Origin of the sequence: Roseiterribacter gracilis, assembly GCA_018332375.1 — a bacterium.
GTDB classification, from domain to species: Bacteria; Pseudomonadota; Alphaproteobacteria; order BOG-932; family Roseiterribacteraceae; genus Roseiterribacter; species Roseiterribacter gracilis.
Genome location: BOPV01000001.1, coordinates 112,629 through 138,291, shown reverse-complemented (window position 1 = coordinate 138,291; position 25,663 = coordinate 112,629). Strand labels below are relative to the sequence as shown.

20 protein-coding genes are annotated in these 25,663 nt (G+C 63.5%); 11 read left to right on the top strand and 9 right to left on the bottom strand.

From position 1 onward, the window contains the following. Nucleotides 1–9 precede the first annotated feature (9 nt). The 3 genes from TMPK1_RS00735 (at nt 10) to glnA (ending at nt 3,194) form a co-directional block, all read left to right on the top strand. The gene (locus tag TMPK1_RS00735; RefSeq protein WP_420240811.1) at nt 10–1,212 is read left to right on the top strand and encodes a pyridoxal phosphate-dependent aminotransferase; all 1,203 of its coding nucleotides are present in this window, start codon (nt 10–12) and stop codon (nt 1,210–1,212) included. 179 nt (nt 1,213–1,391) lie between these two features. Continuing rightward, nucleotides 1,392–1,730: a P-II family nitrogen regulator gene (locus TMPK1_RS00730; protein ID WP_420240809.1), complete on the top strand. Its 339-nt coding sequence runs from the start codon at nt 1,392–1,394 to the stop codon at nt 1,728–1,730. A gap of 54 nt (nt 1,731–1,784) precedes the next feature. Then, the gene (gene glnA / locus TMPK1_RS00725) at nt 1,785–3,194 is read left to right on the top strand and encodes a type I glutamate--ammonia ligase (protein ID WP_420240808.1); all 1,410 of its coding nucleotides are present in this window, start codon (nt 1,785–1,787) and stop codon (nt 3,192–3,194) included. A 75-nt stretch (nt 3,195–3,269) separates the two neighbouring features. Here the strand turns inward: glnA and TMPK1_RS00720 are convergent, their stop codons facing one another. Next, a complete protein-coding gene (locus tag TMPK1_RS00720) occupies nt 3,270–5,483 on the bottom strand; it encodes a TonB-dependent receptor (protein WP_420240807.1) in 2,214 nt (737 codons plus the stop codon). Between the two features lie 323 nt (nt 5,484–5,806). Then, nucleotides 5,807–6,154 carry an acyl-CoA thioesterase gene (locus TMPK1_RS00715; protein ID WP_420245595.1) on the bottom strand — a complete coding sequence of 116 codons (348 nt, stop codon included), beginning with the start codon at nt 6,152–6,154 and terminating at the stop codon, nt 5,807–5,809. Between the two features lie 343 nt (nt 6,155–6,497). Between TMPK1_RS00715 and parE the strand changes: the two genes are divergently transcribed. Continuing rightward, nucleotides 6,498–8,492 (top strand): DNA topoisomerase IV subunit B, encoded by a 1,995-nt coding sequence (gene parE / locus TMPK1_RS00710; RefSeq protein ID WP_420240806.1) that lies wholly within the window; start codon nt 6,498–6,500, stop codon nt 8,490–8,492. A gap of 192 nt (nt 8,493–8,684) precedes the next feature. Here parE and TMPK1_RS00705 read toward each other — a convergent pair whose 3' ends face one another. Continuing rightward, nucleotides 8,685–9,386 (bottom strand): alpha/beta fold hydrolase, encoded by a 702-nt coding sequence (locus tag TMPK1_RS00705; protein ID WP_420240805.1) that lies wholly within the window; start codon nt 9,384–9,386, stop codon nt 8,685–8,687. A 130-nt stretch (nt 9,387–9,516) separates the two neighbouring features. Between TMPK1_RS00705 and TMPK1_RS00700 the strand changes: the two genes are divergently transcribed. From TMPK1_RS00700 to TMPK1_RS00685, 4 genes are all read left to right on the top strand, one after another. Beyond that, nucleotides 9,517–11,061: a DEAD/DEAH box helicase gene (locus tag TMPK1_RS00700; protein ID WP_420240804.1), complete on the top strand. Its 1,545-nt coding sequence runs from the start codon at nt 9,517–9,519 to the stop codon at nt 11,059–11,061. Nucleotides 11,062–11,182: 121 nt separating this feature from the next. Next, nucleotides 11,183–13,432, top strand: coding sequence for an LPS-assembly protein LptD (locus TMPK1_RS00695; protein ID WP_420240803.1), 2,250 nt, complete (start codon nt 11,183–11,185; stop codon nt 13,430–13,432). A 54-nt stretch (nt 13,433–13,486) separates the two neighbouring features. Then, nucleotides 13,487–14,029, top strand: a complete 543-nt coding sequence (locus tag TMPK1_RS00690; protein ID WP_420240802.1) for a glutathione peroxidase — start codon at nt 13,487–13,489, stop codon at nt 14,027–14,029. Continuing rightward, on the top strand, nt 13,921–14,550 hold the full coding sequence (locus tag TMPK1_RS00685) for a GNAT family N-acetyltransferase (protein WP_420245593.1): 630 nt from the start codon (nt 13,921–13,923) through the stop codon (nt 14,548–14,550). Before TMPK1_RS00690 ends, TMPK1_RS00685 begins: the two co-directional genes overlap by 109 nt. On the opposite strand, the gene TMPK1_RS00680 is transcribed toward TMPK1_RS00685, so the two are convergent. Beyond that, nucleotides 14,471–15,391, bottom strand: coding sequence for a class I SAM-dependent DNA methyltransferase (locus tag TMPK1_RS00680; RefSeq protein WP_420240801.1), 921 nt, complete (start codon nt 15,389–15,391; stop codon nt 14,471–14,473). The genes TMPK1_RS00685 and TMPK1_RS00680 overlap by 80 nt on opposite strands. A gap of 11 nt (nt 15,392–15,402) precedes the next feature. Between TMPK1_RS00680 and TMPK1_RS00675 the strand changes: the two genes are divergently transcribed. Together TMPK1_RS00675 and TMPK1_RS00670 are read left to right on the top strand one after the other, a co-directional pair. Then, nucleotides 15,403–16,218, top strand: coding sequence for a 23S rRNA (adenine(2030)-N(6))-methyltransferase RlmJ (locus TMPK1_RS00675; protein WP_420240800.1), 816 nt, complete (start codon nt 15,403–15,405; stop codon nt 16,216–16,218). A 41-nt stretch (nt 16,219–16,259) separates the two neighbouring features. After that, the gene (locus TMPK1_RS00670; protein ID WP_420240799.1) at nt 16,260–17,288 is read left to right on the top strand and encodes an MBL fold metallo-hydrolase; all 1,029 of its coding nucleotides are present in this window, start codon (nt 16,260–16,262) and stop codon (nt 17,286–17,288) included. Nucleotides 17,289–17,297: 9 nt separating this feature from the next. Here TMPK1_RS00670 and TMPK1_RS00665 read toward each other — a convergent pair whose 3' ends face one another. From TMPK1_RS00665 to pstC, 5 genes are all read right to left on the bottom strand, one after another. Next, nucleotides 17,298–17,525 (bottom strand): hypothetical protein, encoded by a 228-nt coding sequence (locus TMPK1_RS00665; RefSeq protein ID WP_420240798.1) that lies wholly within the window; start codon nt 17,523–17,525, stop codon nt 17,298–17,300. A 5-nt stretch (nt 17,526–17,530) separates the two neighbouring features. Next, nucleotides 17,531–20,620: a coiled-coil domain-containing protein gene (locus tag TMPK1_RS00660; protein WP_420240797.1), complete on the bottom strand. Its 3,090-nt coding sequence runs from the start codon at nt 20,618–20,620 to the stop codon at nt 17,531–17,533. A gap of 117 nt (nt 20,621–20,737) precedes the next feature. After that, nucleotides 20,738–21,547 carry a phosphate ABC transporter ATP-binding protein PstB gene (gene pstB / locus TMPK1_RS00655; RefSeq protein ID WP_420240796.1) on the bottom strand — a complete coding sequence of 270 codons (810 nt, stop codon included), beginning with the start codon at nt 21,545–21,547 and terminating at the stop codon, nt 20,738–20,740. Nucleotides 21,548–21,551: 4 nt separating this feature from the next. Further along, nucleotides 21,552–22,397: a phosphate ABC transporter permease PstA gene (gene pstA, locus TMPK1_RS00650; RefSeq protein ID WP_420240795.1), complete on the bottom strand. Its 846-nt coding sequence runs from the start codon at nt 22,395–22,397 to the stop codon at nt 21,552–21,554. Then, on the bottom strand, nt 22,397–23,368 hold the full coding sequence (gene pstC / locus TMPK1_RS00645; protein WP_420240794.1) for a phosphate ABC transporter permease subunit PstC: 972 nt from the start codon (nt 23,366–23,368) through the stop codon (nt 22,397–22,399). Before pstC ends, pstA begins: the two co-directional genes overlap by 1 nt. Before the next feature lie 202 nt (nt 23,369–23,570). Between pstC and TMPK1_RS00640 the strand changes: the two genes are divergently transcribed. Then, nucleotides 23,571–25,349, top strand: a complete 1,779-nt coding sequence (locus TMPK1_RS00640; protein WP_420240792.1) for an alkaline phosphatase — start codon at nt 23,571–23,573, stop codon at nt 25,347–25,349. Nucleotides 25,350–25,663 lie beyond the last annotated feature (314 nt).

Genomic DNA, 25,663 nt, shown 5'->3' with positions numbered 1-25,663 from the left:
GGGTTGGAGATGATTGACGTCGCGGCACGCATGCACCGTCTTGGTACTGAAGGCGCTTTTGAAGTGCTGGCCAAGGCGCAGGCATTGGCTGCCACCGGCAAGTCGATCGTCAATCTCTGCATCGGCCAGCCCGACTTCCCGCCGCCCAGCCACGTCATCGAAGCGGCGGAGAAAGCATGGCGCGACGGACATCACGGCTACACCCCCGCCCCCGGCATCCTGCCGCTACGCGAAGCGGTCGCCGGCGATCTGCATCGCCGTTTCAATGTCCAGGTCGATCCTGGCGACATCACCGTCACGCCAGGCTCGAAGGTCGCGCTGTTCTTCGCGCTGCAGATCCTGGGCGAACCCGGCACCGAGATCATTCATCCGAACCCGGCCTATCCCGGCTATGAATCGCTGATCTCCTATTCCGGCGCGACGCCGATCCCGATCCCGTTGATCGAGGAACGCGGCTTCTCGTTCGAAGCCGACGATATTCTGACCCGCATCGGCCCGCGCACGCGCGCGATCATTCTGAACAGCCCGGCCAACCCGACCGGCGGCGTGATCGATCGCGGTGAATTGGACAAGCTGGTCGCCGGCCTCGCCGACTTCCCGCATGTCGTCGTGATCTCGGACGAGATCTACGGCCGCATCATTTACGACGGCAAAGCGCACCACACGCTGCTGTCCTACGAAAGCATTCGTGATCGCCTGATCCTGCTCGACGGCTGGTCGAAAGGCTTCGCGATGACCGGCTGGCGTCTGGGCTATGCAGTGTGGCCGAAAGTGCTGGTCGAGCATGCCAACCGGCTCGCCATCAATTGCCATTCCTGCGTCGCCAATGCAGTCCAGTATGGCGGCATCGCCGCGCTGGAAGGACCGATGGACGAGGTCAACGCAATGAACGCGGCGTTCGAACAACGCCGCCACGTCATCGTCGACCGGCTGAATTCTTTGCCCGGCATCAGCTGCGTCAATCCGGCGGGCGCCTTCTATGCCTTCCCCAACATCAAGCACACCGGATTCAACGCCGCGGTCCTGCAGCGCCAACTGCTGGAACAGGAAGGCGTCGCCGGCCTGGCCGGTACGTCATTCGGTGTCTGGGGCGAAGGCTATCTGCGCTTCAGCTACGCCGCTTCGATCGAACAGATCGAAGAAGCGATGGCGCGCGTCGGACGCTTTCTCGATCGCAATGCCGTGCGCCGCCCGGCGGCGCTGCGCAGCTGAGCCGGTTCGCTGCCGCCGGAATGGGCGGCGCCTGCACACAGACTAGGCATTTGCTGGCGAGCCGGGCAGCGTCCTGTCTGGCGACCCGCACGGCGCCACGCTCCGCCCGGTGGCACACGGACTGCTATGGCGCGAGCGCGTCTGTATAGATGCGTGCACCCACGATCAGGATCTCGTGAATGAAAAAGCTCGAAGCCGTCATCAAGCCGTTCAAGCTCGACGACGTGAAAGAGGCGCTGCACGAGATTGGGATTCAGGGTCTGACCGTCACCGAAGCCAAAGGCTTCGGCCGGCAGAAGGGACATACGGAGCTTTATCGCGGCGCTGAATACGTGGTCGACTTCCTTCCCAAGGTGAAGATCGAAGTGATCATGGAAGACCAGATGGTCGAGCGCGCGATCGAAGCGATTCAGCAAGCAGCCCACACGGGACGTATCGGCGACGGCAAGATTTTCGTGTCGCCGATCGATGAAGTCGTCCGCATTCGCACCGGCGAGCGCGGACCAGACGCGATCTAGTTTTTCGTTTCGCAGACCAAAAAACGCACCACCCCAGACCCAACAGGATTGAGCATGTCGGATATCGCGAAGGTCATGGACCTGATCAAGGAACACGACGTGAAGTACGTCGATCTGCGCTTCACCGATCCGCGCGGTAAGCTGCAGCACACGGCGCAGCACGTCTCGACCATCGACGAAGACGTGTTCCAGGACGGCATTATGTTCGACGGTTCGTCGATCGCCGGTTGGAAGGCGATCAACGAGTCCGACATGATCCTCAAGCTGGATCCGTCGACCGCAATTCTCGATCCGTTTGCGGCCCAGCCGACCCTCGCGATCTTCTGCGACATCGTCGAGCCGTCGACCGGCCAGCCCTACAATCGCGATCCGCGTTCGATCGCCAAGGCGGCCGAGGCTTACGCCAAGTCGACCGGCATCGCCGATACCGTCTTCTTCGGTCCGGAAGCCGAGTTCTTCGTGTTCGACGACGTTCGCTACCAAGTCGACATGAACAAAGTGTCGTACGAGTTCGATAGCGAAGAAGGCCCGTACAATATGGGCCGCAAGTACGAAGACGGGAATCTCGGTCACAAGATCCCGGTGAAGGGCGGCTATTTCCCGGTCGCACCGATGGACACGTGTGCCGATCTGCGCGCCGAAATGGTGTCGACCTTGGCCGACATGGGCGTCGACGTCGAAAAGCACCATCACGAAGTCGCCGCCTCGCAGCACGAGCTGGGCATCAAGTTCGCGAACTTGGTGAAGTGCGCCGACAACATGCAGCTCTACAAATATGTCGTGCACAACGTCGCGCACGCTTACGGCAAGACCGCGACCTTCATGCCGAAGCCGGTGTTCGGCGACAACGGTTCGGGCATGCACGTGCACCAGTCGTTGTGGAAAGGCGGCAAGCCGCTCTTCGCCGGCAATCTCTATGCTGACCTCAGCGAGATGTGCCTGTTCTATATCGGCGGCATCATCAAGCACGCCAAGGCGCTGAACGCGATCACCAACCCGACCACCAACAGCTACAAGCGTCTGGTGCCGGGCTACGAAGCGCCGGTGCTGTTGGCGTATTCGTCGCGCAACCGCTCGGCCTCGTGCCGCATTCCGTATGTGACGAGCCCGAAGGCAAAGCGCGTTGAAGTGCGCTTCCCCGATCCGGCCGCCAATCCGTATCTCGCGTTCGCGGCGATGCTGATGGCCGGTCTCGACGGCATTCAGAACCGCATCCATCCCGGCGACGCGATGGACAAGAATCTGTACGACCTGCCGCCGCAGGAATTGGCGCAGGTTCCGACTGTGTGCGGTTCGCTGCGTGAAGCGCTGGACAGCCTCAAGAAGGACCACGAGTTCCTGCTCAAGGGCGACGTGTTCAGCAAGGACATGATCGAATCGCTGATCGAACTGCGCATGGAAGAAGTCATGGCGTTCGAAACCAGCCCGCACCCGATCGAGTACAAGATGTACTACTCGGTCTGATCTCAGATCTTGTCGTTGAAATGAAAGCGGGGACTGGCGAAAGCCAGTCCCCGCAATCAATTCAGCCAGGCGCGATCAGCGGAACTTGGCGCTGAACGACACGCCGAAAATGCGCGGCTCGTTGTAGACCGCCGCCATGTAGTTCTCGATCACACCCTTGAGGTTCTTCTCGTTCGTGAGATTGCGCGCGAACAACGCAACCTCGTACCGGCCATCGGCCGGCGTGAAGCCGACCTTTGCGCCGCCTTCGAACGTTCCGTTCGAGTTGAACTCTTTCGTCTTGTAGAGGACGAAATTGGTATAGCCCTGGAACTGCCAATCGGTGGCGAAGAAGATCTCGCCGCCCGCAACCGGCATATCGTAGCGAGCACCGATATTGAGGTTGTAGTCCGGCGCATTCGGCAGCGGATTGCCGTCGATCTGCGCGAAGACGTTCGGGCCGATATTGATGGTCGGATTTTGAACCGTACAGACCACGACACCATTCAGCGCGCAGACCTGCGCAAAGACGCGCTTGTCCTTGATCTTGGTGTGCAGAAGGCTGAGACCGCCGGTAAAGGTCAGATTCGGCGTCGCACGGAATTCGGCGTCCGCCTCAAGACCGTAGGCTTCGGCCTTGGCTGCGTTGAACAACACGCCGTTGCCGTTCGAGTCGTTGCCGTTGAGCTGGATATTGTCGGCCGTGTAGGTGAAGGCCGACGCGTTCAGCCGCAGCCTTTTGTCGAACAGGCTGCTCTTCACGCCCACCTCGTATGAGGTGATCGTCTCGGAATTCGCGGTCGTGAAATCAGCGTTGAACACCGCCGATCGCCCCTGGATGGTCGGACCACGGAAACCGCGCGCGACGCGGCCGTAGACGCCGACATTGGGATCGATCTGGTACATCGCGCTGAAGTCCCAGCTTGGCGTCGTATCGGACAGCTTCACGTCGCGGCGACCCGTATAGGTCACCACGCCGGCCGCCGTATCCGCGGTCTTCACCAGACGCGTCTCTTTCGCGTCCCTGGTTTCGCGCACGCCCGCGGTCAATGTCAGGTCCTGCAGCAGCTGATAGCTGGCCTGGCCGAACAGCGCGTAGGACTCGTTGTCGTTCTTCAGCCGCACCCAGTTGTTGGGATTGCCGCCGGTGCGCAGGAAATACGCACGCTGATAGAACTCGGTCGTATCGCGCGAATTGAAATACATTCCGCCGACCTGCCATTTCAGGCGGCCTGTGTCGGCGCTCGCCAGACGCAGCTCTTCGCTGTACTGGTCGAGCCCACGCACCCGCCCCATCGACTGGCCGAAGCCGACATTGTTGAACAGCGCCGCTGCGCCGCCATCGGTGTCGCCGCGGCTGTAGCCCAGCACGGTTTCGTAGGCGCTGATCGACGTCACCGTCATCGGGCCGAAATCATAGGCAAGCTTGATCGAGCCGCCGCGCGTGTCATAGCCCTGCGGATTGTTGATCGCCTCGTCGTAGGCAACCTTGTCGCGCGGATCCTGGTCGGTGTTGTTCGAGCCTTTGATCAGCGCGGCACGATGAAACATCGTCGAGGTGCCGTCATACGAGCGCGCATGGATCGATCCGTCGATCATCAATTGATCGGTCGGCGTGAAACGCAACTGCAAACGAACATCGCGCTCGTCAAAACCGCCCATCGCATTGTGAGCGGGCGAAAACGTCCCATCGGCGCTCGGACCGACATAGGTGTTGTCGACCCAATTGTCGCGATGCTGGTACAGGCCGGACAGGCGGAAGGACAGCTTGCCCGCCACGATCGGGCCGCCGATACCGCCATCAACGGTCCGCGTATTGTAGTTGCCGTACGAGAACTGCGCTCGCCCCTCGAACGTGTCGGTCGGCTTGATGCTGTCGAACTTGATGATGCCGGCCGGCGTGTTGCGGCCGAACAGCGTGCCCTGCGGCCCGCGCAGTACTTCGACCTGTTGCACGTCGAAGATCGGATTCGACTTCATGACGACGTGCTCGAGTACGACGTCGTCCTGAATGATCGAGACCGGCTGCGACGCACCGAGATAGAAGTCGATGTTGCCGAGGCCGCGAATATAGAAGCGCGGAAAGATTCGGCCCGTCGTGGTTTCCGCATACAGGCTCGGAACGCGGCCCGACAAAGCGAGAATATCGTCGCCGCCGGCTTGGAACGTCCGCAGTTCGTCGCCCGCGACAACGCCGACGGACACCGGCACCTTTTGCAGGCTTTCCGAACGGCGCTGCGCGGTCACGACGACTTCGCCGATATCGCCGGCCGCGGGCGCCTCCTGCGCCATCGCCCCGCAAGACAACATGGTGAAGGCTCCGGTCGCCACCAGCGTGGCCCGGACGGTCGAAGATTTGGACAAGAACGCCCCCTACTGGATGCTTGATTCAGCAAAGCGAGTGATGCGCAGTAAATGCACAGTCGACTCGCCGATCGGCGGCGACTTCATACAGAAATGGCTGCGACAAAGCCAAGAATAGTTGATCGAACAGACAAGAATTACCGGCGATGCCCCCGATTTGCACACAGCCCCTCGACGGGCCGGCAAAATTGCGGCTTTCTACTGAATCATTCTTCGTCGCAAAGCGTCGCTGCGACCGCCTAACGATGCGCCGTGCACGCCGTTGCTGCTCAGGCTGGCAGTGCTTCTTTCGGCACCTGGCGCGGCCGGCGATCGACGCCGATCGCGACATAGGTGAACACGCCTTCGGTGACGCGAAACACTTCGCCGGTCACGCGACGGCGAACCCAGGCTTCGACGCGCACCGCAATCGACGTATTGCCCACACGCGTGACCCAGGCCCAGCAACTGACCTCGTCGCCGATCAGCACCGGACGATGAAACTTCATCGCTTCGATCCCGATCGTCGCGACGCGACCATGGGCGCGCTCGTAGGCGACGACGCCGCCGGCAATATCCATCTGCGATAGAATCCATCCGCCGAAAATGTCTCCGGCTGGGTTTGCATCCGCAGGCATTGCGATCGTGCGCAACGCTGGCCCATCGCGGAAATCGGGCGGCTGTTCGTCGGTTGGGTGTGTCACGTTTCTTTACCCTGATTTCACTGGAGGTGGGACGATTTCCCACTATGTTCGCGGCTCCTCAAACTCCGGAGCATAGTTGTGCGTATTATCCTTGCCCTCGCCTTTCTTGTCCTCGTCGCTGGTTGCGAATCGACCGGTTCGACGACGACCACCCAGAGCGCGCCGCGCGGCGGCGAAATGGCGACGGGATCGCGCCTCGCACACTAATCGGCTCTGATTTTAACTGGGGCACCCGGGCACATTGCCTGAGTGCCCCTGTTTGATTCATGTTCGCGGCATGTCCGATCTGTTCGACAAGAATGCCGCCCGCAAAGGCAAAGACGCCTCGTACTCGGCTGAGCATATTGAAGTGCTCGAAGGGCTGGAGCCGGTTCGGCGCCGGCCCGGCATGTATATCGGCGGCACCGACGAGCGCGCGCTCCATCATCTCGTCGCCGAAGTGCTCGACAATTCCATGGACGAAGCGGTCGCAGGACATGCGACGCGCATCGAAATGGAACTCAGCGCCGACGGCATGGTGACGGTGCGTGACAATGGTCGCGGCATCCCGATCGACGAACATCCGAAATACAAGGGCAAGTCGGCCCTCGAAGTGATTCTGACGCTGCTCCATTCGGGCGGCAAATTTTCCGGCAAGCTCTACGCCACGTCGGGCGGCCTGCACGGCGTCGGCCTGTCGGTCGTCAACGCGCTGTCGGACCGGTTCGTGGTCGAAGTCGCGCGCGAGAAGCAGCTCTATCGCCAGCGCTACGAACGCGGCGCACCGAAGACGAAGCTCGAATCGCTCGGCGCCGTGAATCGCCGCGGCACGAGCATCACCTTCCATCCCGACGCGCAGATCTTCGGCGACGAACTGCATTTCAAAGCCGAGCGCCTGTACCGGATGGCGCGGTCGAAAGCCTATCTGTTCCGCGGCGTCGAAATTCGGTGGTCGTGCGATCCGTCGCTACTGCCAAAGGAGTCCGAAACGCCGGCCGAAGCGGTGCTGCATTTCCCCAACGGTCCGCTCGACTTTCTGCGCACCGCCATGGACGGACGCGAAAGCCTGACGCCGCTGCCCTTCGCCGGCCAAGGCGATCTGGTCGGCGACATGGGACGCGTCGAATGGGCGATTGCCTGGCCCGCCGACGAAGACGGCTTCACCCATTCGTACGTCAATACGGTCCCGACGCCCGAAGGCGGCACGCACGAACAAGGGTTGCGCCAGGCGCTGACGCGTTCGTTGCGCGCCTATGGCGAGCTGGTCGGCAACCGCCGCGCTGCTGCGATTACGCCCGACGACGTCATGGGTGGTGCAGCGATCCTGTTGTCGTTGTTCATGCGCGAGCCGTCCTTCCAAGGACAGACCAAAGAGAAGCTCGCCAGCACCGACGCGACGCGCCTGGTCGAAACCGCGATCAAAGATCATTTCGATCATTGGCTGGCCGGCAATCCGGCAGCGTCGAAAGTGCTGCTCGATCGCATGATCGAGAAAGCCGAGGAACGGGCGCGCAAGCGCGAGTCAAAAGACCTCGCGCGCAAAAGCGCGACGCGCAAATTGCGCCTGCCCGGCAAGCTCGCCGATTGTTCGAGTCAGGCAGCCGATGGCACCGAGATTTTTATCGTTGAAGGTGACTCGGCCGGTGGTTCGGCCAAACAGGCGCGCAATCGCAACACGCAGGCGATCCTGCCGTTGCGCGGCAAGATCCTGAACGTCGCAAGCGCCACAGCCGACAAGCTCAAAGCCAATCAGGAACTCTCCGACCTGACCTTGGCGCTTGGTTGCGGCGCGGGTCGAGATTTCAACATCGACAAGCTGCGCTACGAGCGCGTCGTCATCATGACCGACGCCGACGTCGACGGCGCCCATATCGCGTCGCTGCTGATCACGTTCTTCTATCGCGAGATGCGGCCGTTGGTGCAGGCGGGCCGCTTGTATCTGGCCTTGCCGCCGCTCTATCGGCTGGCGCAAGGCGGCACGGTTTTGTACGCGCGCAACGACGCGCACAAAGAAGAGATCATGAAGAAGAAGCTGACCGGTCGCGCCAAGGTTGAGATCAGCCGCTTCAAAGGTCTTGGCGAAATGCCCGCGTCGCAGCTCAAAGAAACGACGATGGATCCGGCGAAACGTACGTTGCTGAAGGTAACGTTGCCCGGCCTGCATGCATCCGAAGAAGCCGCGCCCGAACATTCAACCGCATCGCTGGTCGAGCGTTTGATGGGCCGCAACCCCGAGCCGCGCTTTCAGTTCATCCAGCAGAACGCAAAGTTCGTCCGCGACCTCGACGTGTGATGCGCCGGAACGCAGCGCTGCCATGCGCAGCGCTGCGGCCGCGGCATCCCGTCACTTTCAGCGCAGGGTTCAAGCGCCACATTCGTGCCACGAACGCACAAGAAGACGTTCGCTCACGGGACCCCATGCGCAACATCACCTTCCTCTTGCTTGGCCTCTACGCGCTGATGCTGCTGGCGCACTAAGCGTCCGTCAGCGCTCCAACCACGCGCGCATCAATTCACTGACACGCTCGGGCTGCTCCAGCGGCGTGAGATGTCCAGCCGGATCGAGGATCTCGAGCCGCGCATGTGGAATTCCGGCCGCAATCTCTTCGCTACGATCGGGCGGCGTCATGCGGTCCTGCGCGCCTGCAATCACCAAGACCGGGACATCGATCGCGCTTAAATCCGGTCGGCTGTCCGGTCGCGCCAGCAATGCGCGCTGCTGGCGCTGAAACGCGACGCGCCCAACCCGCTCGGTCATCGTCATCACGATATCGGCAAGGCCGGGCTTATCGACGTTTTCGGGCGCCACGATGCCGGGCAGCGCTTTGCGTGTGACGCCTTTGAATTGTCCGATCTCGACCGCGATGGAGAGGCCGCGCCGGCGCCGCGCCTGCACCTCGTCGTCGGCACGCGCCGACGTGTTCAGGAACGCGACCCGGTCGATCCGCTCGGGCGCCTGGCGCAACAGTTCGAACAGCAGATATCCGCCCATCGACAGGCCGGCCGCCGCGAAAACCGGCGGCGCCGCGGCCAGCACCCGCTCGGCCATGGCGCCCAGTGTCTCGTCCTGGGTCAGGTCCGGCACCAGGATCGGCGCGGCAAGATCCGCGAGATCGCGAATCTGGTTCGACCAAAGGGCGGCGTCGTTGAGCTGCCCGGGCAGCAGAATCAAAGGAATGCTGGACATAAGTGCGGCGTTCCTGCCACGAGTTGCCTGAAAGTCACGCTTTCTTTGCGACGGGCTTTGACTTTCGGCCTCTGAGCCCCGATCTACGGGCCCAACCGTCGACCGTTCGACGGTTCAACCGGATACCCATTTGACGACTTTTGCTGATCTGGGGCTTAGCCCCGAACTCCTGCGCGCCCTTGATGAGGCGGGCTACCAGACCCCGACCCCGATTCAGGCCCAGGCCATTCCCCACGTGCTCATGGCACGCGACCTTCTGGGGTGTGCCCAGACAGGCACCGGAAAAACCGCCGGCTTCGTGCTGCCGATGATCGAGGTTCTCTCGGCCGGCCGCGCCCGCGCCCGCATGCCGCGTTCTCTCATTCTCGAACCGACGCGCGAACTCGCGGCACAGGTTGCCGAGAATTTTGAAAAATACGGCAAGTACCACCGCTTCACCCATGCGCTGCTGATTGGCGGCGAGTCGATGGACGACCAGATCAAGAAGCTTGATCGCGGCGTCGATGTTCTCATCGCAACGCCCGGCCGTCTGCTCGACCAATTCGAACGCGGCAACATTCTGATGTCGGACATCAAGATGCTGGTCGTCGACGAATGCGACCGCATGCTCGACATGGGCTTCATTCCCGACATTGAGAAAATCGTCGCGCGCATTCCGCAGCAGCGCCAGACCTTGATGTTCTCGGCGACCTTGCCGCCGGAAATTCGTCGCCTCGCCGACAAGTTCCTGATGTTCCCGAAAGAGGTCGCGGTCAGCGCACCTGCAAGCGCCGCGACCACCGTCGAACAGGCGTTGATCCAGGTCGAAGCCGCTGACAAACGCGAAGTGCTGCGCGCGCTGATCAAGTCCGAACAGCCAAAGAACGCGTTCATCTTCTGCAACCGCAAGCGCGATGTTGCGATCTTACACAAATCGCTGACCAAACACGGCTTCAATGCCGGTGCGCTGCATGGCGATATGAGCCAGCCGGCGCGCACCGAAACGCTGGCGAAGTTCAAAGCCGACGAAATCATTCTGCTGGTTTGCTCGGACGTCGCTGCGCGCGGCCTCGACGTTAAAGGCGTCAGCCACGTGTTCAACTTCGACGTGCCGATGCATGCCGAAGATTACGTGCACCGTATCGGCCGCACTGGCCGTGCCGGCACGAGCGGCCGCGCGCTCACCTTGGCAACACCCGAAGACGGCAAATTCTTGAGCCAGATCGAACAGCTGATCGGAACCACGATTCCGCGCATGGAAGTCGAAGGTTTCGCGGTTGAGCCGCGCCCCGAAGGCGAAGAAGGTTCGCGCCGTCGTCGCGGCAGCACACGCGGCGAGCCGCGCGCGCGCCGTGAAAAACGCGTGGCCGAACCTGTGGCCCAGGTCGCTGATGCAGAAGCGCCCGTCGCCGAAGCGCCGGCACCGCGTGCGCCGCGCGAACGTACGCGGCGCGAACGTCCGGCCGCGCGCGAAGCACGGCCCGAGGCACGCCCGGAGCCGCGTCAGGAAACGCGCCCCGAACCGCGCCCGGAACGGATCGAGCCGCGGCGCCAGGACGTCGTCGCGATGCGCGACGCACCGCGTCCGCCGCGCCGCCGCTACGAAGAAGATTCGCGGGACACGCCTGTGATCGGCTTTGGCGACGATGTGCCCGCATTTTTGCGGACCCCGCGCCGAGTCGCAAAAACAGCCTGATTGGCAGGCCGGCCTGGTGCCGGCCTTTTTCAAATAGTTCCGGCCGACCTCTGCCGCGCCCTCCGTTGACGGGTGCGGGTACGGGTGACAGGTTCGCCCGTCCTTTTCTTGCGACCGGTCGATGCCTGCGCTTTCCCATTCGCTTCGCACGTTTCTACTTGGTTCGGTCGCGTGCCTCGCGCTCGGCGTCGGGACCGCGGCTGCGCAGCAGCCCAAACCAGCCACGCCGGCGTCCGCGCCGGCCGCTGCATCGTCGGACGACGACAGCGGCAAAAAGACTCCGATCCTTCTCGATGCTGACGAGCTGACGCAAGACGAAGCGCTGGGCATCATTACCGCGCGCGGCAAAGTCGAGCTGATCAAAGGCCCGAACACGCTCACCGCCGACGTGATGAACTGGAACCGCAACAGCGGCATCGTCACCGCCAGCGGTCACGTTCGCATGGTGCAGCCGACCGGTGAGATCCTGTTCGGCGACTATGCCGAACTGACCGACGACATGGCCGAAGGCTTCATCGAGAACGCGCGCGCGTTGATGAAGGACAATGGCCGTATGGCGGGCCGTCACGCCGAACGCAAAGGCGGATCGAAGACCGTTGTTTCGCGCGGCGTCTACAGCCCGTGCGATTTGTGCGCCACCGATCCATCGCGGCCGCCGATCTGGCAGATCAAAGCGCGCACGACGACGCACGACGAAGAAGATCACCGCATTTCCTATCGCGACGCGACGATGGAAATGTTCGGCGTTCCGGTTTTGTGGACGCCATGGTTCTCGCATCCCGATCCGTCGGTGAAGCGCAAGAGCGGTTTCCTGAATCCGCAGATCGGCTTCAAGAGCCAGCTCGGCGGCGTGATGCGTAATTTCTACTACTGGGACATCGAACCCGATCTCGACGCGACGATCGAACTCAGCGAGTTCACGCAGCAAGGCCCGCTGTTCGGCGCGCAGATCCGCAAGCGGTTCGAGAATGGTTTGATCCGCCTTGGCGGCAGCATCACCGAGTCGAACATCACCTCGTCGAACGGCACCGCGATCGAAGGCGAGAAGAAAGGCATTCGCGGCCACATCTTCGGCGAAGGCCGCTTCGATCTCGACGACAACTGGCGCGCCGGCTTCGACCTGGCTCGCTCGCTCGACGACGTCTATGTGCGTCGCTACGGCTATTCGACGCTCGACGTGCTGCGCAACCGCGTCTTCGCCGAAGGCTTCTTCGGCCGCAGCTACGTGAATGCCAGCGCCTACGCGTTCCAGGATCTGCGTCCGGGCCTGCGCGAAACCCAACCGGTCGCCGCACCCTACGTCGTCTATTCGGCGCTCGGCGCGCCGGGCGAAACGCTGGGCGGTCGCTGGTCGCTCGATGCCAGCGTCTTGTCGCTGATGCGTACCAGCAACGGACAGGATGTGCGCCGCGTCGCTGGACAGGCGGGTTGGGAACGCAAGTGGATTTCCGACTTCGGTCTGGTGACGACCGCGAATTTGACCACCACGGTCGACGGCTATTGGGCCGACAGCGTGCAAGCGACCGACGCGCAATCGACGCCGCGCAACGGCTTCACCGGCCGCGTCTTCCCGCAAGGAAGCGTGACCAGCAGCATGCCGTTCGTGCGCCAATTCGATTTCGCGCAGATCACGCTCGAGCCGATCGTCGGCGTGACGGTTTCGCCCAACTTCGCCAACAACCGGAAAATTCCGAACGAAGACAGCCGCGACGTCGAACTGGAAGCGTCGAACTTGTTTGCGCCGTCACGCTATCCCGGCGTCGACCGCGTCGAAGACGGTTCGCGCGTCACCTATGGCGGACGCATGGCCGTGCACACGCAAAGCAACGGCTATGGCAGCATCTTCCTCGGCCAAAGCTATCGCATCAGCGGCAGCACCTTGTTCCCCGACGGGTCGGGTCTGGAGAATCGCCGCTCCGACTATGTCGGCCAAGTCCAGCTGGTGCCCGGCAAATGGGTCGATGTTGACTGGCGCTTCCGTGTGTCGACCGAAGGCTTCAAGCAGAACCTGCACGAAGTGAACTTCTCGCTGGGTCCGCCGGAATTCTTCTTCAACGGCACCTACCTGTTCGCAGCCAGCGCGCCGAATGCGGGCGTTCCGACCGACCGCAACGAACTCACGATGGGCGTCTATGGGCGCATCAACCAGTTCTGGACTGCGAACGCGACCGGCACATATCGCATGGCGCCCGATCGCAAGCCGGTTCGATACGGCACGTCGATCGCGTATGCGGATGAGTGCTTCAACGTTTCGCTCGACATGTCGCGCGACTTGACCAATCGCGTCGGCGGGCTCAGCGGCACCTCGTTCTTCGTCCGCATCGGCTTTAAGAATCTGGGCCAGTTCGCGTCGCCGAAAGTGACCCAGTAACGCGAACGACCGACGCGGCGAACCGCAGGCAGTCATTCTTTGTGGAGAGCGTCGATGCGCATCATCCTGACCAGCCTCCTGGCAAGCCTTGTCGCCATCGCCATTGCAACCGGTGCCAAGGCCGAAAGCGCATTCGACTTTCAGTTCACCTCGATTGACGGCAAGCCGATGCCGCTGTCGGCCTATAAGGGCAAGACATTGCTGATCGTGAACACCGCGTCGCAATGCGGGTACACACCGCAATATGCCGATCTGGAAAAGACCTGGGCCAAGTATCGCGACAAGGGTCTGATCGTGATCGGCGTGCCGTCGAACGACTTCGGCGGCCAGGAACCGGGCAGCGAAGCCGACATCAAGAAGTTCTGCGAAGCGAACTACGACATCGATTTTCCGTTGACGACAAAGAACGTCGTCAAAGGCGCCGATGCGCACCCATTCTACAAATGGGCCGGACTGAAGCTGGGTGAGCCGAAGTGGAACTTCCACAAATACGTGATCGCGCCGGACGGCACGCTGGCCGGCAGCTTCAACAGCAAAGTAAAGCCCGACGCGCCCGAGCTGGTGCAGGCGATCGAAGGCTCGCTGCCAAAAACCTGACGGCGCCGCGCGTCCGGCGCGGCCGGGCCGGCGACGTCGATTCGCTGGTCGCGATCGAGCGCGCCTGTTTCCGGACCGACCGGATGGCGCGCCGCGCCTTTGCCTGGTTTCTGACTCACGCCAATGCCGACGTGCTGTGCCTGACCGTCGGCGGTGACGTGGTCGGCTGCGCCATCGTCGCCTATCGCAACGGCCATCACATCGCACGCCTTTACACGCTGGCTGTGCTGCCGGCGCTGCAGGGGCGCGGTTTTGGTACGCGCCTGCTCGCCGCCGCGGAACGTGCAGCGCGCAAGCACGGCTGCAGCGCGCTTCGCCTTGAAGTGCGGATGCGCAACCGCGCGGCACGCGCAATGTACGAACGGCGCGGCTACCGGCAGATCGAGCGGCTGGATCCCTATTACGAAGACGGCGCGCCGGCGCTGCGCATGGAACGCGTATTCAACGTTCCAGCGAAAACACGAAGCCGGTCACGCCTACAGTCGCCTCGGTCCGCAGCACCGCGCTCTCGCATGCAGTAAGGCGCCAGCCTGCTGCCGACGCCGCCTGCTCCAGCGCGCGTTGCCCGTGGGCGTAGCGACGCGTAGCACGCAGCACAACCGCCATCTCGTCGTCGGCGCGTTCGACGGTTCCCAGAAAGCGATCGGTGTGGGCTGCGATCGCAGTGAAGATCGGCGTCAACGGTCCGAGATAGTTCAGCGTGTCGACCGCCGCGATCACATCCCAGCGCGCGTCGCTGGTTTCCAGAAAGCGCTGCACGTCATCGACGGCAAGACGGTCGTAGAGGCGACGTGCACGCGCGGCTTCGATCATCGCTGGCGACAGGTCGACGCCGTCGATCCTGCGCGCCCAAGGGTGCAGCGCGACACCTGACAAGCCGGTACCGCAGCCAAGATCGAGAAGATCGAGGTCGCTGCGCGGCGCACCCAGCGCGCGCAACGCCAGCGATGCGACAAGTTGGGGCGCACGATAGTCGAGTGCGGCGATCGCCGTATCGAATTTGGACGCGTACTGGTCGAACAGGATGCGGACATAGGCTTCGGTTGGCGTGCCGGCTTCGGGCAATGCAGCCAGCGCGTCGCGCGCACCGAACCGGTCTTCGGGGTCGATCGCGAGCAGTCGTTCGAACCGCTCAGCCGCACGCACCGAATCGCCGAGCTGCGCCCACAACTCGCCGAGACGAAACAGCGCTTCTTTTTGCTCTGGATCGACGCGCAGCGCGCGCTGCGCATATTCGATCGCGCCCGCCAGATCGCCGCCCTCCTGCGCCAGGCCGGCAAGCCGCAGCATCGCGCCAAGGTCGCGCGGGTCGAGCAGCAGCCGGTCGCGCCAGTACTGGATTTCTTGCGGTGAGTCGCGCATGGATCGGTTCCGTGAATTACCGTCATGCCTACCACGCCGGCAACCATGCCGACGCACTGAAACACGCTGTGCTGCTGGCGCTGCTGCAGCGGCTGACCGCGAAGCCGGCGCCTTTCGCGGTTCTGGACACGCATGCAGGCATCGGCTGCTACGACCTTGCCGCCGATGAAGCGTCGCGGACCGGCGAATGGCGCGACGGGATCGGGCGGTTGCTCGATGCAAATCCGCCCGACCTCGCCGCCTATCTCGATCTGGTGCGCAACTTCGCGCCGTCCTATCCGGGTTCGCCTGAAATCGCGCGTGCAATGCTGCGCGAACAGGACCGGTTGCTGTTGTGCGAGTTGCATCCCGACGATTCCGAAACGCTCAAACGCCGCTATGCCCGCGAAGCACGCGTCGCAGTGCATCACCGCAACGGCTATGAAGCGATCGGTGCGTTGCTGCCGCCAAAGCCAATTGGCCGCGGTTTGGTTCTGATCGATCCGCCGTACGAAAAACCGGACGAAGCCGACGCGGTCGCGCGGGCTCTGCAAACATTGGTCGCACGGTGGCCGCATGCGCAAATGGCGCTGTGGTATCCGATCAAAGACCCGGCGCTGTCGTGGCGTCTGCACGAGGCGGCCTTCGACGCAGGCTATGAAAATCTTCTCGCGATCGAGCTGACCGTGGTTCCGACAGACGGGCTGCACATGGCTGGCAGTGGCGTCCTTTTGGGCAACGCCCCGTACGAATTCGAGAAAAGCTTTGCGCCGTCATTGGGTGCACTGCACGCGGTCCTTGATCGCGGCGGTGGCCATGCGCGGCTCGCGCATCTCGCACGCGCTTGACGGACTTGCTTGCGGCGGGCCCGCCGTAACTATGACCGTCCATGCCAGCAGTTGATCTCGACTTCCCCTTTGCCGACCCGCCGGCGCCCGGCCGGGCGATCGAGATTCGACCGGGTTTGCGCTGGGCGCGCTTCGCGTTGCCGTTCCGTCTCGACCACGTGAATGTCTGGCTGCTCGAAGATGCCGACGGCTGGACCGTCATCGACAGCGGCATCTACGACGAACGTACGCGTGCGCAGTGGGAAGAGCTGATCGCGGGCGATCTCGCCAAACATCCGATCCGTCGTGTCGTCGCCACGCATTTCCATCCCGATCACGTCGGGTGCGCGGGTTGGCTGGTCGAACGTTTCCGCGCCGCCTTCTACATGCCGCGCAGCGAATGGTTGTTCGCGCGCATGCTCACCTTGGAGCAAGGCGAAGAAGCGATCGCAACCTGGAGCGATTGGTACCGACGACATGGTGTTGCAGCCGACGTCGTCGGCAAGATGGTTGGACGTGGCGGCTATTATTCACGCAGCGTCTCGAAGATCCCCACCCGCTACCGTCGCCTGATCAACGGCGACACACACGAACTTTCCGGCCGCGCCTGGCGCGTTGCCACCTTCGGCGGACACGCGCCGGAACAAGCCACCTTCGATTGCGCTGCCGACGGCCTGTTCATCTCCGCCGACCAGCTCCTGCCCCAGATCAGTCCGAACGTGAGCGTGACGCCGGCCGAGCCGGACGGCGATCCGTTGGCCGAATTCCTCGCCAGCCTCGATGCGATGGAGCAGATCGGCGACGACCGCCTGGTGCTGCCGATGCACGGCCTGCCGTTCCGTGGCCTGACGACGCGCGTCGGCCAGTTGCGCGAACACCACGTGTCGCGCCTTGCCCGCGTGCTCGAACTTGCAAGCAAGCCGGCAACCATCGTCGAACTTTGCGCCGGCCTGTTCCGCGCCGATCTCGACCTGCAGCAGATGAGCTTCGCGATCGGCGAAGCGCTCGCGCACGCCAATCATCTGGTGCGCCAGGGCAAGCTGCGCCGCGTCACCGATGACGACGGCGTCGATCGCTACATCAAGAACTAAGAAGAAGGCCTACTCGGCCTGCTGTTCCTGCACGCGGAACTGTTTGGGATCGAGCAGCGACTGGATCGCGATCGTCCGATAGGTATTCGGCTCGTCCATCCGCCGCATTTGCGCGTGCTGCGCACCCAGCCCGTCGTCGCGCAAGGCGACGACCGTCCAGATCCCGCCGCCACGCCCCTGCTTGACGTAGACCTGGCCCTCAGCGACTTCGCGACCGCGTCGATTGCTGCGCACCATGTTGATCAACCCGGAACGTTGCCGCGATCGCGGCCCATCGCGCTGCACAGCCACGCATAGACTTTGCCGACATCGCTGCTGAGCAAGGACGACGACAGAAGATCGCTGTGGTCCGACGCAACCGCCTGGTCCAGCAGCTCTTCGAACTGGCGCACATAGCGCTGCACGTAGGCGCGGAACTGCGCGTCGCTTTCGTACTTGCCGCGGAACTTCTCGATCGGCACCTGCTCGCGCAGCGCCAGGAAGCGACGGGTGAAGAGCGCGATGTCGCCCTGCCCGACTTGCGCCCAAGCGCGTTCGGGCAGATCGGCGTCGGTGGTGCGGTTGAGATCGACCGCAATCGCATGCAGCGATTCCAGCACGTATTTGGCCGCCGAGAAGAACGCGTCGCGACGGGCATGGGTCTCGGCGGCACGGACCGCATCGACCTGCACCACTGCCTGCTGCGATGCCTGCGCCAGCGCCTTGGCCTGCGCGTCGAAGGTTGCGCCTGACGCTGCTGCGCGTGCGGCGACTTCATCGGCGCGCGTCACCAGTTCGGCGCCGTGGCGCGACAGGCGCTCGCCCGCTTCGCCCAGCAGCGCGTTGACGCGCGTTGCGGCACGATCGAGGTCGGCGGCGCGTTCGGCCAGCGCACTGCTGACGCGCGCGACGTCCTGCTGCGTGCCGTCGGCCTTTTGCCCCAGCGATGCGATCTCGCCGCGCAGCGCGGCGGCGGCGCGCGACATTTCCGCGGCCAGCGACGCGGCGCGTTGTTCCAGGCTGGCTGCTTCGCCGGCCAGTGCGCCCTGCGCACGGGCCAGCGACTGCGCCACGGTTTCGCTACGGCCTTCGAGATCGGCGATAGTCGAACCCAGCGCGCGGCCGGTCGATTCCAGCTTCTCGCCGATCGCACCCGACAACTGGTCGAGACGCTCGGCCTCGCGGCGCGCGGTACCGAAAGCGCCAGTCACGCGTTCGACGAACCCGTCGACGCGCGTGCCGACATCGTCGGTGCGTTCGCGGAACGCCGCACCGGCTTCGCTGAGCTGCGTTGTGGCACCGCCGACGGTGGCGGCAAAGTCCTGGGCGTGATCGACCAGCGCACGACGGATCGCCTGCAGGCGCGCCGTCGCTTCATCGGTTGCGATCGATGCGTCGGTGGCGCTGCGTTCGAGCGCGGCATTGATGCCCGACATTTCCTGCGTCGCTGCGCCGACACGCGCGGCGACGTGATCGGTCATCCCCTTGATGCCCGCGACCGCGTCGTTGAGCAGCGCAGCAGCCGCGTCGGCGCCCTGGCGCAGACCCGCAACGCGTTCGTCGAAGACCGAACCGACCTGGCCGACGCGCGCAGTCGCGGCGTCCACCGTGCCGGCCAGACGATCGCGCAGCTCGTCGATGCGCAGCGCAACTTCTTCCAGCGCAGTTCCGCCGGCTTCGGTTGCGGCTTCGGTAAGGTCGAGCCCTTCGGTCAGGCGCGAAGTTGCACGGCCGATCGTATCGGCGGCGGCCTGCGATGCAGCAGCCAGCGCTGCAGCCGTCGCGGCAAACGCGGCGTCTACGGTGCCGATGCGCTGCGCTGCGCCGTCGGCAGCGCTGGTGAGGTTCGCAGTCTGGGTCGCCAGGCGCGCACCGGCATCGTCGATCACCGAACTGACGCGTGCTGCGCCGCCTTCCAGCGTGCGCGTTGCAGTTTCCAGCGCGCGGGTCGCGTCGCTGACACGGGCCAAGGCCGTGCTGCTGCCGCTGCCCAACGTGTCGACGACACGGTCGAGCTCGCCGCTCACGACGCGCGCTTCGGCGGCGATCGTGCCCGACACGGTGGCGATTTCTTGCGCCGCACCACGCAGCGAATGCGTCAGCGCATCGGTCTGCGTCACGACACGGCCGGTTGCAGCGTTGAATTCTTCGACGCGACGATCGAACTGCGCACCGATCCCGCCCAGTGCCTCGTCCGCGCGCGTCACCGCACCGGTCAGCGCGTTCACGCGGTCGTCGAGCTGCGACGCCTGTGTCACCAGCGCTTCGCGGGCAGCACCGGTCGCCTGCGCCAGCAGCTCGCTTTGCTGGCCGAGTTTGCTTGCAGTGGCGCCGGTCATTTCGACGACGGTGCCGACGCTGCTTTCCATCCGTTCGCGCGCCGTCTCGACACGCGTGACGAATTCATCGAGGCGCTGCGCACCTGCGCTGGCAACCTGCGCCAGCGCGTCGGCACGCGACGCGGCGATGGCCGAAGCTTCTTCGATCACCTGACGGCTTTTCTCCGTCGCGTCGGCCAGTCCGTTGCCGCTCGTCTGCAACGACGCGGCGAGCTGTTCGACCTGGCCCAGCGAGCGACCGACCGTTTCGGCAAATCCGTCGGCAACGCTGCGCGTCGTGTTGGCGAAGCCGTCGATCGCCTGCCCGACTGTGCCCGCGGTGGCGCTGAGATTTTCGGCGGTTCGCGTCATCATGCGCGCACGCTCCGCAACGGTAACGCCGGCGCTCTCGATGCGCGTTTCGACGTCGCGCGCAGCCTGTTCCAGCTTGCCGGTTTCGATCGCCAGCAATTCGCGCGCTTTGCCGACCGATGCGGTGATCGCGGCGGCGCGTTGAGTCAGCTCGTCGCCCTGGCGGCGCAGCGCGTCACTGATTTCGGCGACGCGCGCAGCGCCGCGCTCGCTCGGATAGGTCAGGCGCGACAGATGCTGGTTGAGGCTGTGGGTGGTGCCGCGCAGCGTCGCGCGGCGGCGTGCATCGCCGACCAGCATCCACAAGAAGACGGGCGGCGCGATCGCGCCGACGAAGAAGCCGCCAAATTCGTGCGGCAGCAGGTTGAGCAGATTGGCGACGCCGATCGAGGCGGCGGCGTAATAGCCGCACAGCGCGAACCAAGCGAGCGAGGCCAAGACTGTCAGCCACAACCAGGCGGGCGACAGGCTACGCTCGTCGAAGGGTACCGGGGCGGCGTCGGCGCTCGGTGGCGCGACCGCGGCGGCGGCGGCCGGCGACTGTGTCGCGCCAGGGGCCGGGGTCGTCGGCGATTCAACTTCGCTGCGCACCTGGGCGGCGATCTCTTGCAACACGGCGGCAGGGGCCGGCCGCGCGCCTTCGCGCGTCTCGAGCTGGGTCATCGGAACGGGTCCTTGAATGGGCGGCCGTAATGAACCACGGCGGGACGCCCTGGGCCAAGCAATGCCAGCCGCTTTTGGGCCCGTCTGGGCCCGAAGACCGCCGATGGCGGGCTTTTATTACCCGAAGCGGCCGGTGACGTAGTCCCGGGTCTGCTGCTGGTCCGGGTTCTGGAACAGCTTCTGGGTCGGGCCGAACTCGACCAGGTTTCCCAGATACATGAAGGCGGTGTAGTCGGCGACGCGGACCGCCTGCTGCATGTTGTGGGTCACGATCACGATCGTGTAGTCGGCCCGCAGCTCGTCGATCAGCTGTTCGATCTTGGCGGTCGAAATTGGATCCAGCGCCGAGGCCGGCTCGTCGAGCAGCAGCACTTCGGGTTTCACGGCCACGCCGCGCGCAATGCAGAGACGTTGCTGCTGGCCGCCCGACAGGCCCATGCCGCTTTGCTTCAGCTTGTCTTTGACTTCGTCCCACAGCGCCGCCTTGCGCAGCGCCCATTCGACCCGCTCGTCCATCTCGGACTTGGGCAGGCGTTCGTAGAGACGAATGCCAAACGCGATGTTCTCGTAGATCGACAGCGGGAACGGCGTCGGCTTCTGGAACACCATGCCGACCTTCGAGCGCAGCTCGGTCAGGTCGTAGGTTGGTTCGAGAATGTTGCGACCGTCGAGGATCACTTCGCCGGTCGCGCGCTGGCCGGGATAGAGGTCGTAGATGCGGTTCAGCACGCGCAGCAAGGTCGACTTGCCGCAACCCGACGGGCCGATGAATGCAGTGACGCGCTTCTCGGCAAGTTCGAGATCGATGCCTTTCAGCGCCGCGACATCGCCTTTGTAGTAAAAGCGTAGATCCTTGATCGTGATCTTCGGGCTGGGCATCGGCTCGAACGCCGCCGCCTCACCGATCGAATCCATCAACATACTCATTGGATCAGCTCCGCGAGCGCGACGCGATTGCGCGCGCACCGATATTGAGGACGAGCACAGCGAATGTAATCAGGAACGCGCCGCCCCAAGCGAGCGAACGCCAGTCGGCATAGGGGCTCATCGCGAACTGGAAAATCGTGACCGGCAGGCTTGCCATCGGTCGCGTCAGATCGTTCGACCAGAATTGATTGTTGAGCGCGGTGAACAGCAACGGCGCGGTTTCACCGCTGATGCGCGCAACCGCCAGCAGCACACCGGTCAGCAGCCCCTGGAAGGCAGCGCGATAGCTGACCGTGGTGATGACTTTCCATTTCGGCGCGCCCAGTGCGAAGGCTGCTTCGCGCAGCCCGTTCGGCACCAGCAGCAACATGTCCTGCGTCGTACGAACCACGACCGGCAGCGCGATAATGGCGAGCGAGATGGCGCCGGCGAAGGCGCTGAAATGCCCGAACGGCAAGACCAGCATCGTGTAGACGAACAAGCCGACGATGATCGACGGCGCCGACACCAGCATGTCGTTCACGAATTGCACCAGCTCGGCGATCCAGGTGCCGCGGCGATATTCGACCAGGAACGTGCCGGCCAGAATGCCGATCGGCGTTGCGATCAAGGTCGCAAGTCCCGTCATCACCACCGACCCAAAGATCGCGTTGGCAAGACCGCCGCTCGATCCCGGCGGCGGCGTCATTTCGGTGAACAGCGAGAGATTGGACACGGCCGACAGACCGTTGATCACCAGCGTCCACAAAATCGCGGTCAGGATCAAAAGGCCCGAGGCCGTCACGGCGTACGACAAGATCGCAACGATGCGATTGCGGCGCTTGCGCGAATTGACCAGCGCGATGTCCATCAGTGGCCCCCGAACTGCTTGTTCAAGCGCAGCAGCAACAGCCGCGCCGTGCCGATGACGGCAAAGGTCAGGATGAACAGGATCAGGCCGAGACCCAGCAGCGAAGCGAGATGCAACTCGTCGCTGGCCTCAGCAAATTCGTTGGCAAGCGCGGCCGAGATCGTCGTGCCGGGCGCCAGGATCGAGGTTGCGATCTTGGCCGTGTTGCCGACCACGAACGTCACCGCCATCGTTTCGCCCAGCGCGCGGCCCAGCGACAACATGAAGGCGCCGATCACGCCGACGCGGCTGTAAGGAAGAATGACGCGCCACACGACTTCCCAGGTCGTAGCACCCAGCCCGTAGGCGCTTTCGCGCACCTGCGCCGGCACGGTTTCGAACACGTCGCGCGTGATCGAAACCATGTAGGGCAGCACCATGATCGACAGGATCATGCCGGCGGTCAGAATGCCGATGCCGTACGGCGCGCCGCTGAAGAGAAGACCGATCACGGGCACCTGCCCGATCGTCGAGATCAGGAACGGCTGCACGATCGTCTGCATGATCGGCGACAGAACGAACAAACCCCAGATGCCGAAGATGATCGACGGAACCGCAGCCAACAGCTCGATCGCAGTACCGATCGGGCGTTTCAACATTGGCGGGCAGAGTTCGGTCAGGAAGATCGAGATGCCGAACGACACCGGGATCGCGATCACCATCGCAATCACCGATGTGACCAGCGTTCCATAGATCGCGGGCAGCGCGCCGAATTTCTCGGTAACCGGATTCCAGCGCGTCGAAATCAGAAAATCGAACCCGTAGGTGCGAAGCGCCGGCAACGAGCCCCACACCAGCGAAACGATGACGCCGGTCAGAAGAACGAGAACGAGAAGCGCAAAGCCCCAGGCGAGGAAGCCGAAGATCGCATCCCCTAATCCCGGGAGCCGGGTCGCGCGCTGCTGCGGCAGGACGCTTACGGTCGAGGTCACGCGGGAATTCTCCTGGTCGCGTAGGGGCGATCGGCCGGGCGGGGTTACACCATAGGGACGGTCTGTTGCCAAGGCCGAACTGTCCTCATCAGCAGATGATCGACGCGGATATTCACCCATTGTAGTTTCCCGCCGCCTCGACTAGCCGGTTTCTGTACGTCGTCTATGCGTTGACTACACAAATAAACGAGGACCCGGGACCATGCTGCGACCGTTTTTCCTGGCCGCTTTGCTGCTGGCTGCCCTTTCGGCCCCGCCTTTTTCTTCTCCAGCCGATGCACAAACGATCTACCCGATCGACCGTGCCGAGATGGTCGTGGGGTCGCGTTTCGACCTGAAAGTCGAGTTTCCGACCCGCATCACCGCGGACGCGCTTCGCGTAACCGTGAACGGCGTCCCCTACGAGCGCGCGTTCGGCAAAGCAGGCCTGTTCCTGGAGCGAGAAGAGAACAAAGACCAGTCGGCACTGATTCTGCGCGATGTCGCGGTGACAAAGCCGGGGCCGACGATCGTTGAAGCAAGCGACGGCAAATCGACCGCACGCGTGACGTGGGATGTCTATACGACCCCCGCGCCGAAGGCGAAAAACGTCATTCTCTTCATCGGTGACGGCATGCATATCGCGCATCGCGACGCTGCGCGTTTGCTCTCGAAAGGCATGAAAGAGGGCAAGTATTTCGGCAACCTCGCGATGGAGGACATGCCGAACATGGCGCTTCTGTCGACCTCGTCGACCGATTCAATCATCACCGACAGCGCCAATTCGATCAGCGCCTATTTGACCGGCCACAAATCGGCGGTGAACGCGATCGGCGTCTATGCCGATCGCACCGAAAACACGCTCGACGATCCCAAAGTCGAAACCTTGGGCGAAGCCGCACGCCGCGTTCGCAACATGGCGATCGGCGTCGTCACCAATACTGAAATCGAAGATGCAACGCCGGCGGGCATGATCGCGCACACACGCTCGCGCCGCGACTATGAGCCGATCGTGCAGATGTATTTCAACGACCGTCCCGACGTGATCATGGGCGGCGGCTCGGCCTATTGGATTCCGAAATCGGCACCGGGTTCAAAGCGCACGTCGAACGAAGACGTGATCGCGCGCTTCAAACGCGAGGGCTACGCCTTCGCGTCGACCGACAGCGAAATGAAAAAAGAAGCGCCGGGCGCGAAGCGGCTGCTGGGCCTGTTTCATCTCGGCAACATGGATGGCGCGCTCGATCGCAAGTTCCTGAAAAAAGGAACCGTCGATCAATTCCCCGAACAGCCCGACCTGCCCGACATGGTGCGTGCTGCGTTGAGCGTGCTGACAAAAAACCCCAACGGTTTCGTGCTCGAAGTCGAATCCGGCTTGATCGACAAGTACCAGCACAAGCTCGATTGGGAGCGCGCGGTCTACGACACGATCATGTTGGACAAGGCGGTCGAAGTGGCGAAGGAGTTCGCCAAGACGCACCCCGATACGCTGATCCTCGTCACCAGCGATCACACGCATGCGATGGGCATCGTCGGTACGTTCGACGATGCACGTCCCGGCACCGAATTGCGCGACAAGCTGGGCGTGTACCAGGAAGCGGGTTTCCCCAACTATCCGGCGCCGAACAAAGATGGCTATCCGGAATCAGTCGACGTTTCGCGTCGTCTTGCGTTCCTGACCACCGTGACGCCCGACTACTACGAAACCGGGCACCCGCACGCCGAACCGTTTCAGCCCACCGTCAACTGCGCGACCGACGAGGACAAAGCGCAGAAGATTGAACGCTGGTGCGCCAACGAGCAGTACAAGACCGAGGCGCTGGCAACGCTGCGCACGGGTCTGCTACCGCGCAAATCGCCCGACGGCGTGCATTCGATGGATAGCGTGATCGTCAACGGCCAGGGACCAGGGGCCGAGCTGCTGCGCGGCCACATGCCGAACACGGCCCTGTTCCGGGTGATGGCGACGGCATTGGGGCTCGGCCGTCCGGCGACAAACTGAGGCCCGATTCGCACGACAACGGCCGCCGGGGCCCCCGGCGGTCGCGTGTGCCGGTCGGCGATCCAACCCAGGCGCGTGCGATTGCCGCCTTTGCAGCCAGAAGGCGGCTCTTTCCGCGGTCTGCCTGGCTGGCCTCACTTTGCCCTGCCCGCTCGCGCGTTGCAGACTGGCCGCCACACGTCGTCGTGGTCTATCTCAGCCCCTCCATGAAACTCCGCCCGCGCGAGGCCAATGTCGTCTGACCGACCGAGTTCGGCCCCTGAACGTTCCCCGGGCCAGACGCTCTCCGTCCAAAATCTGCGGCTGACGCGGCG

Bases quoted from the DNA above. Each gene is read 5' to 3' on its own strand.
- TMPK1_RS00735 (WP_420240811.1), top strand. From the start codon at position 10: ATGATTGACGTCGCGGCACGCATGCACCGTCTTGGTACTGAAGGCGCT.
- TMPK1_RS00730 (WP_420240809.1), top strand. From the start codon at position 1,392: ATGAAAAAGCTCGAAGCCGTCATCAAGCCGTTCAAGCTCGACGACGTG.
- glnA (WP_420240808.1), top strand. From the start codon at position 1,785: ATGTCGGATATCGCGAAGGTCATGGACCTGATCAAGGAACACGACGTG.
- TMPK1_RS00720 (WP_420240807.1), bottom strand. From the start codon at position 5,483: ATGTTGTCTTGCGGGGCGATGGCGCAGGAGGCGCCCGCGGCCGGCGAT.
- TMPK1_RS00715 (WP_420245595.1), bottom strand. From the start codon at position 6,154: ATGCCTGCGGATGCAAACCCAGCCGGAGACATTTTCGGCGGATGGATT.
- parE (WP_420240806.1), top strand. From the start codon at position 6,498: ATGTCCGATCTGTTCGACAAGAATGCCGCCCGCAAAGGCAAAGACGCC.
- TMPK1_RS00705 (WP_420240805.1), bottom strand. From the start codon at position 9,386: ATGTCCAGCATTCCTTTGATTCTGCTGCCCGGGCAGCTCAACGACGCC.
- TMPK1_RS00695 (WP_420240803.1), top strand. From the start codon at position 11,183: ATGCCTGCGCTTTCCCATTCGCTTCGCACGTTTCTACTTGGTTCGGTC.
- TMPK1_RS00690 (WP_420240802.1), top strand. From the start codon at position 13,487: ATGCGCATCATCCTGACCAGCCTCCTGGCAAGCCTTGTCGCCATCGCC.
- TMPK1_RS00680 (WP_420240801.1), bottom strand. From the start codon at position 15,391: ATGCGCGACTCACCGCAAGAAATCCAGTACTGGCGCGACCGGCTGCTG.
- TMPK1_RS00670 (WP_420240799.1), top strand. From the start codon at position 16,260: ATGCCAGCAGTTGATCTCGACTTCCCCTTTGCCGACCCGCCGGCGCCC.
- TMPK1_RS00665 (WP_420240798.1), bottom strand. From the start codon at position 17,525: ATGGTGCGCAGCAATCGACGCGGTCGCGAAGTCGCTGAGGGCCAGGTC.
- TMPK1_RS00660 (WP_420240797.1), bottom strand. From the start codon at position 20,620: ATGACCCAGCTCGAGACGCGCGAAGGCGCGCGGCCGGCCCCTGCCGCC.
- pstB (WP_420240796.1), bottom strand. From the start codon at position 21,547: ATGAGTATGTTGATGGATTCGATCGGTGAGGCGGCGGCGTTCGAGCCG.
- pstA (WP_420240795.1), bottom strand. From the start codon at position 22,397: ATGGACATCGCGCTGGTCAATTCGCGCAAGCGCCGCAATCGCATCGTT.
- TMPK1_RS00640 (WP_420240792.1), top strand. From the start codon at position 23,571: ATGCTGCGACCGTTTTTCCTGGCCGCTTTGCTGCTGGCTGCCCTTTCG.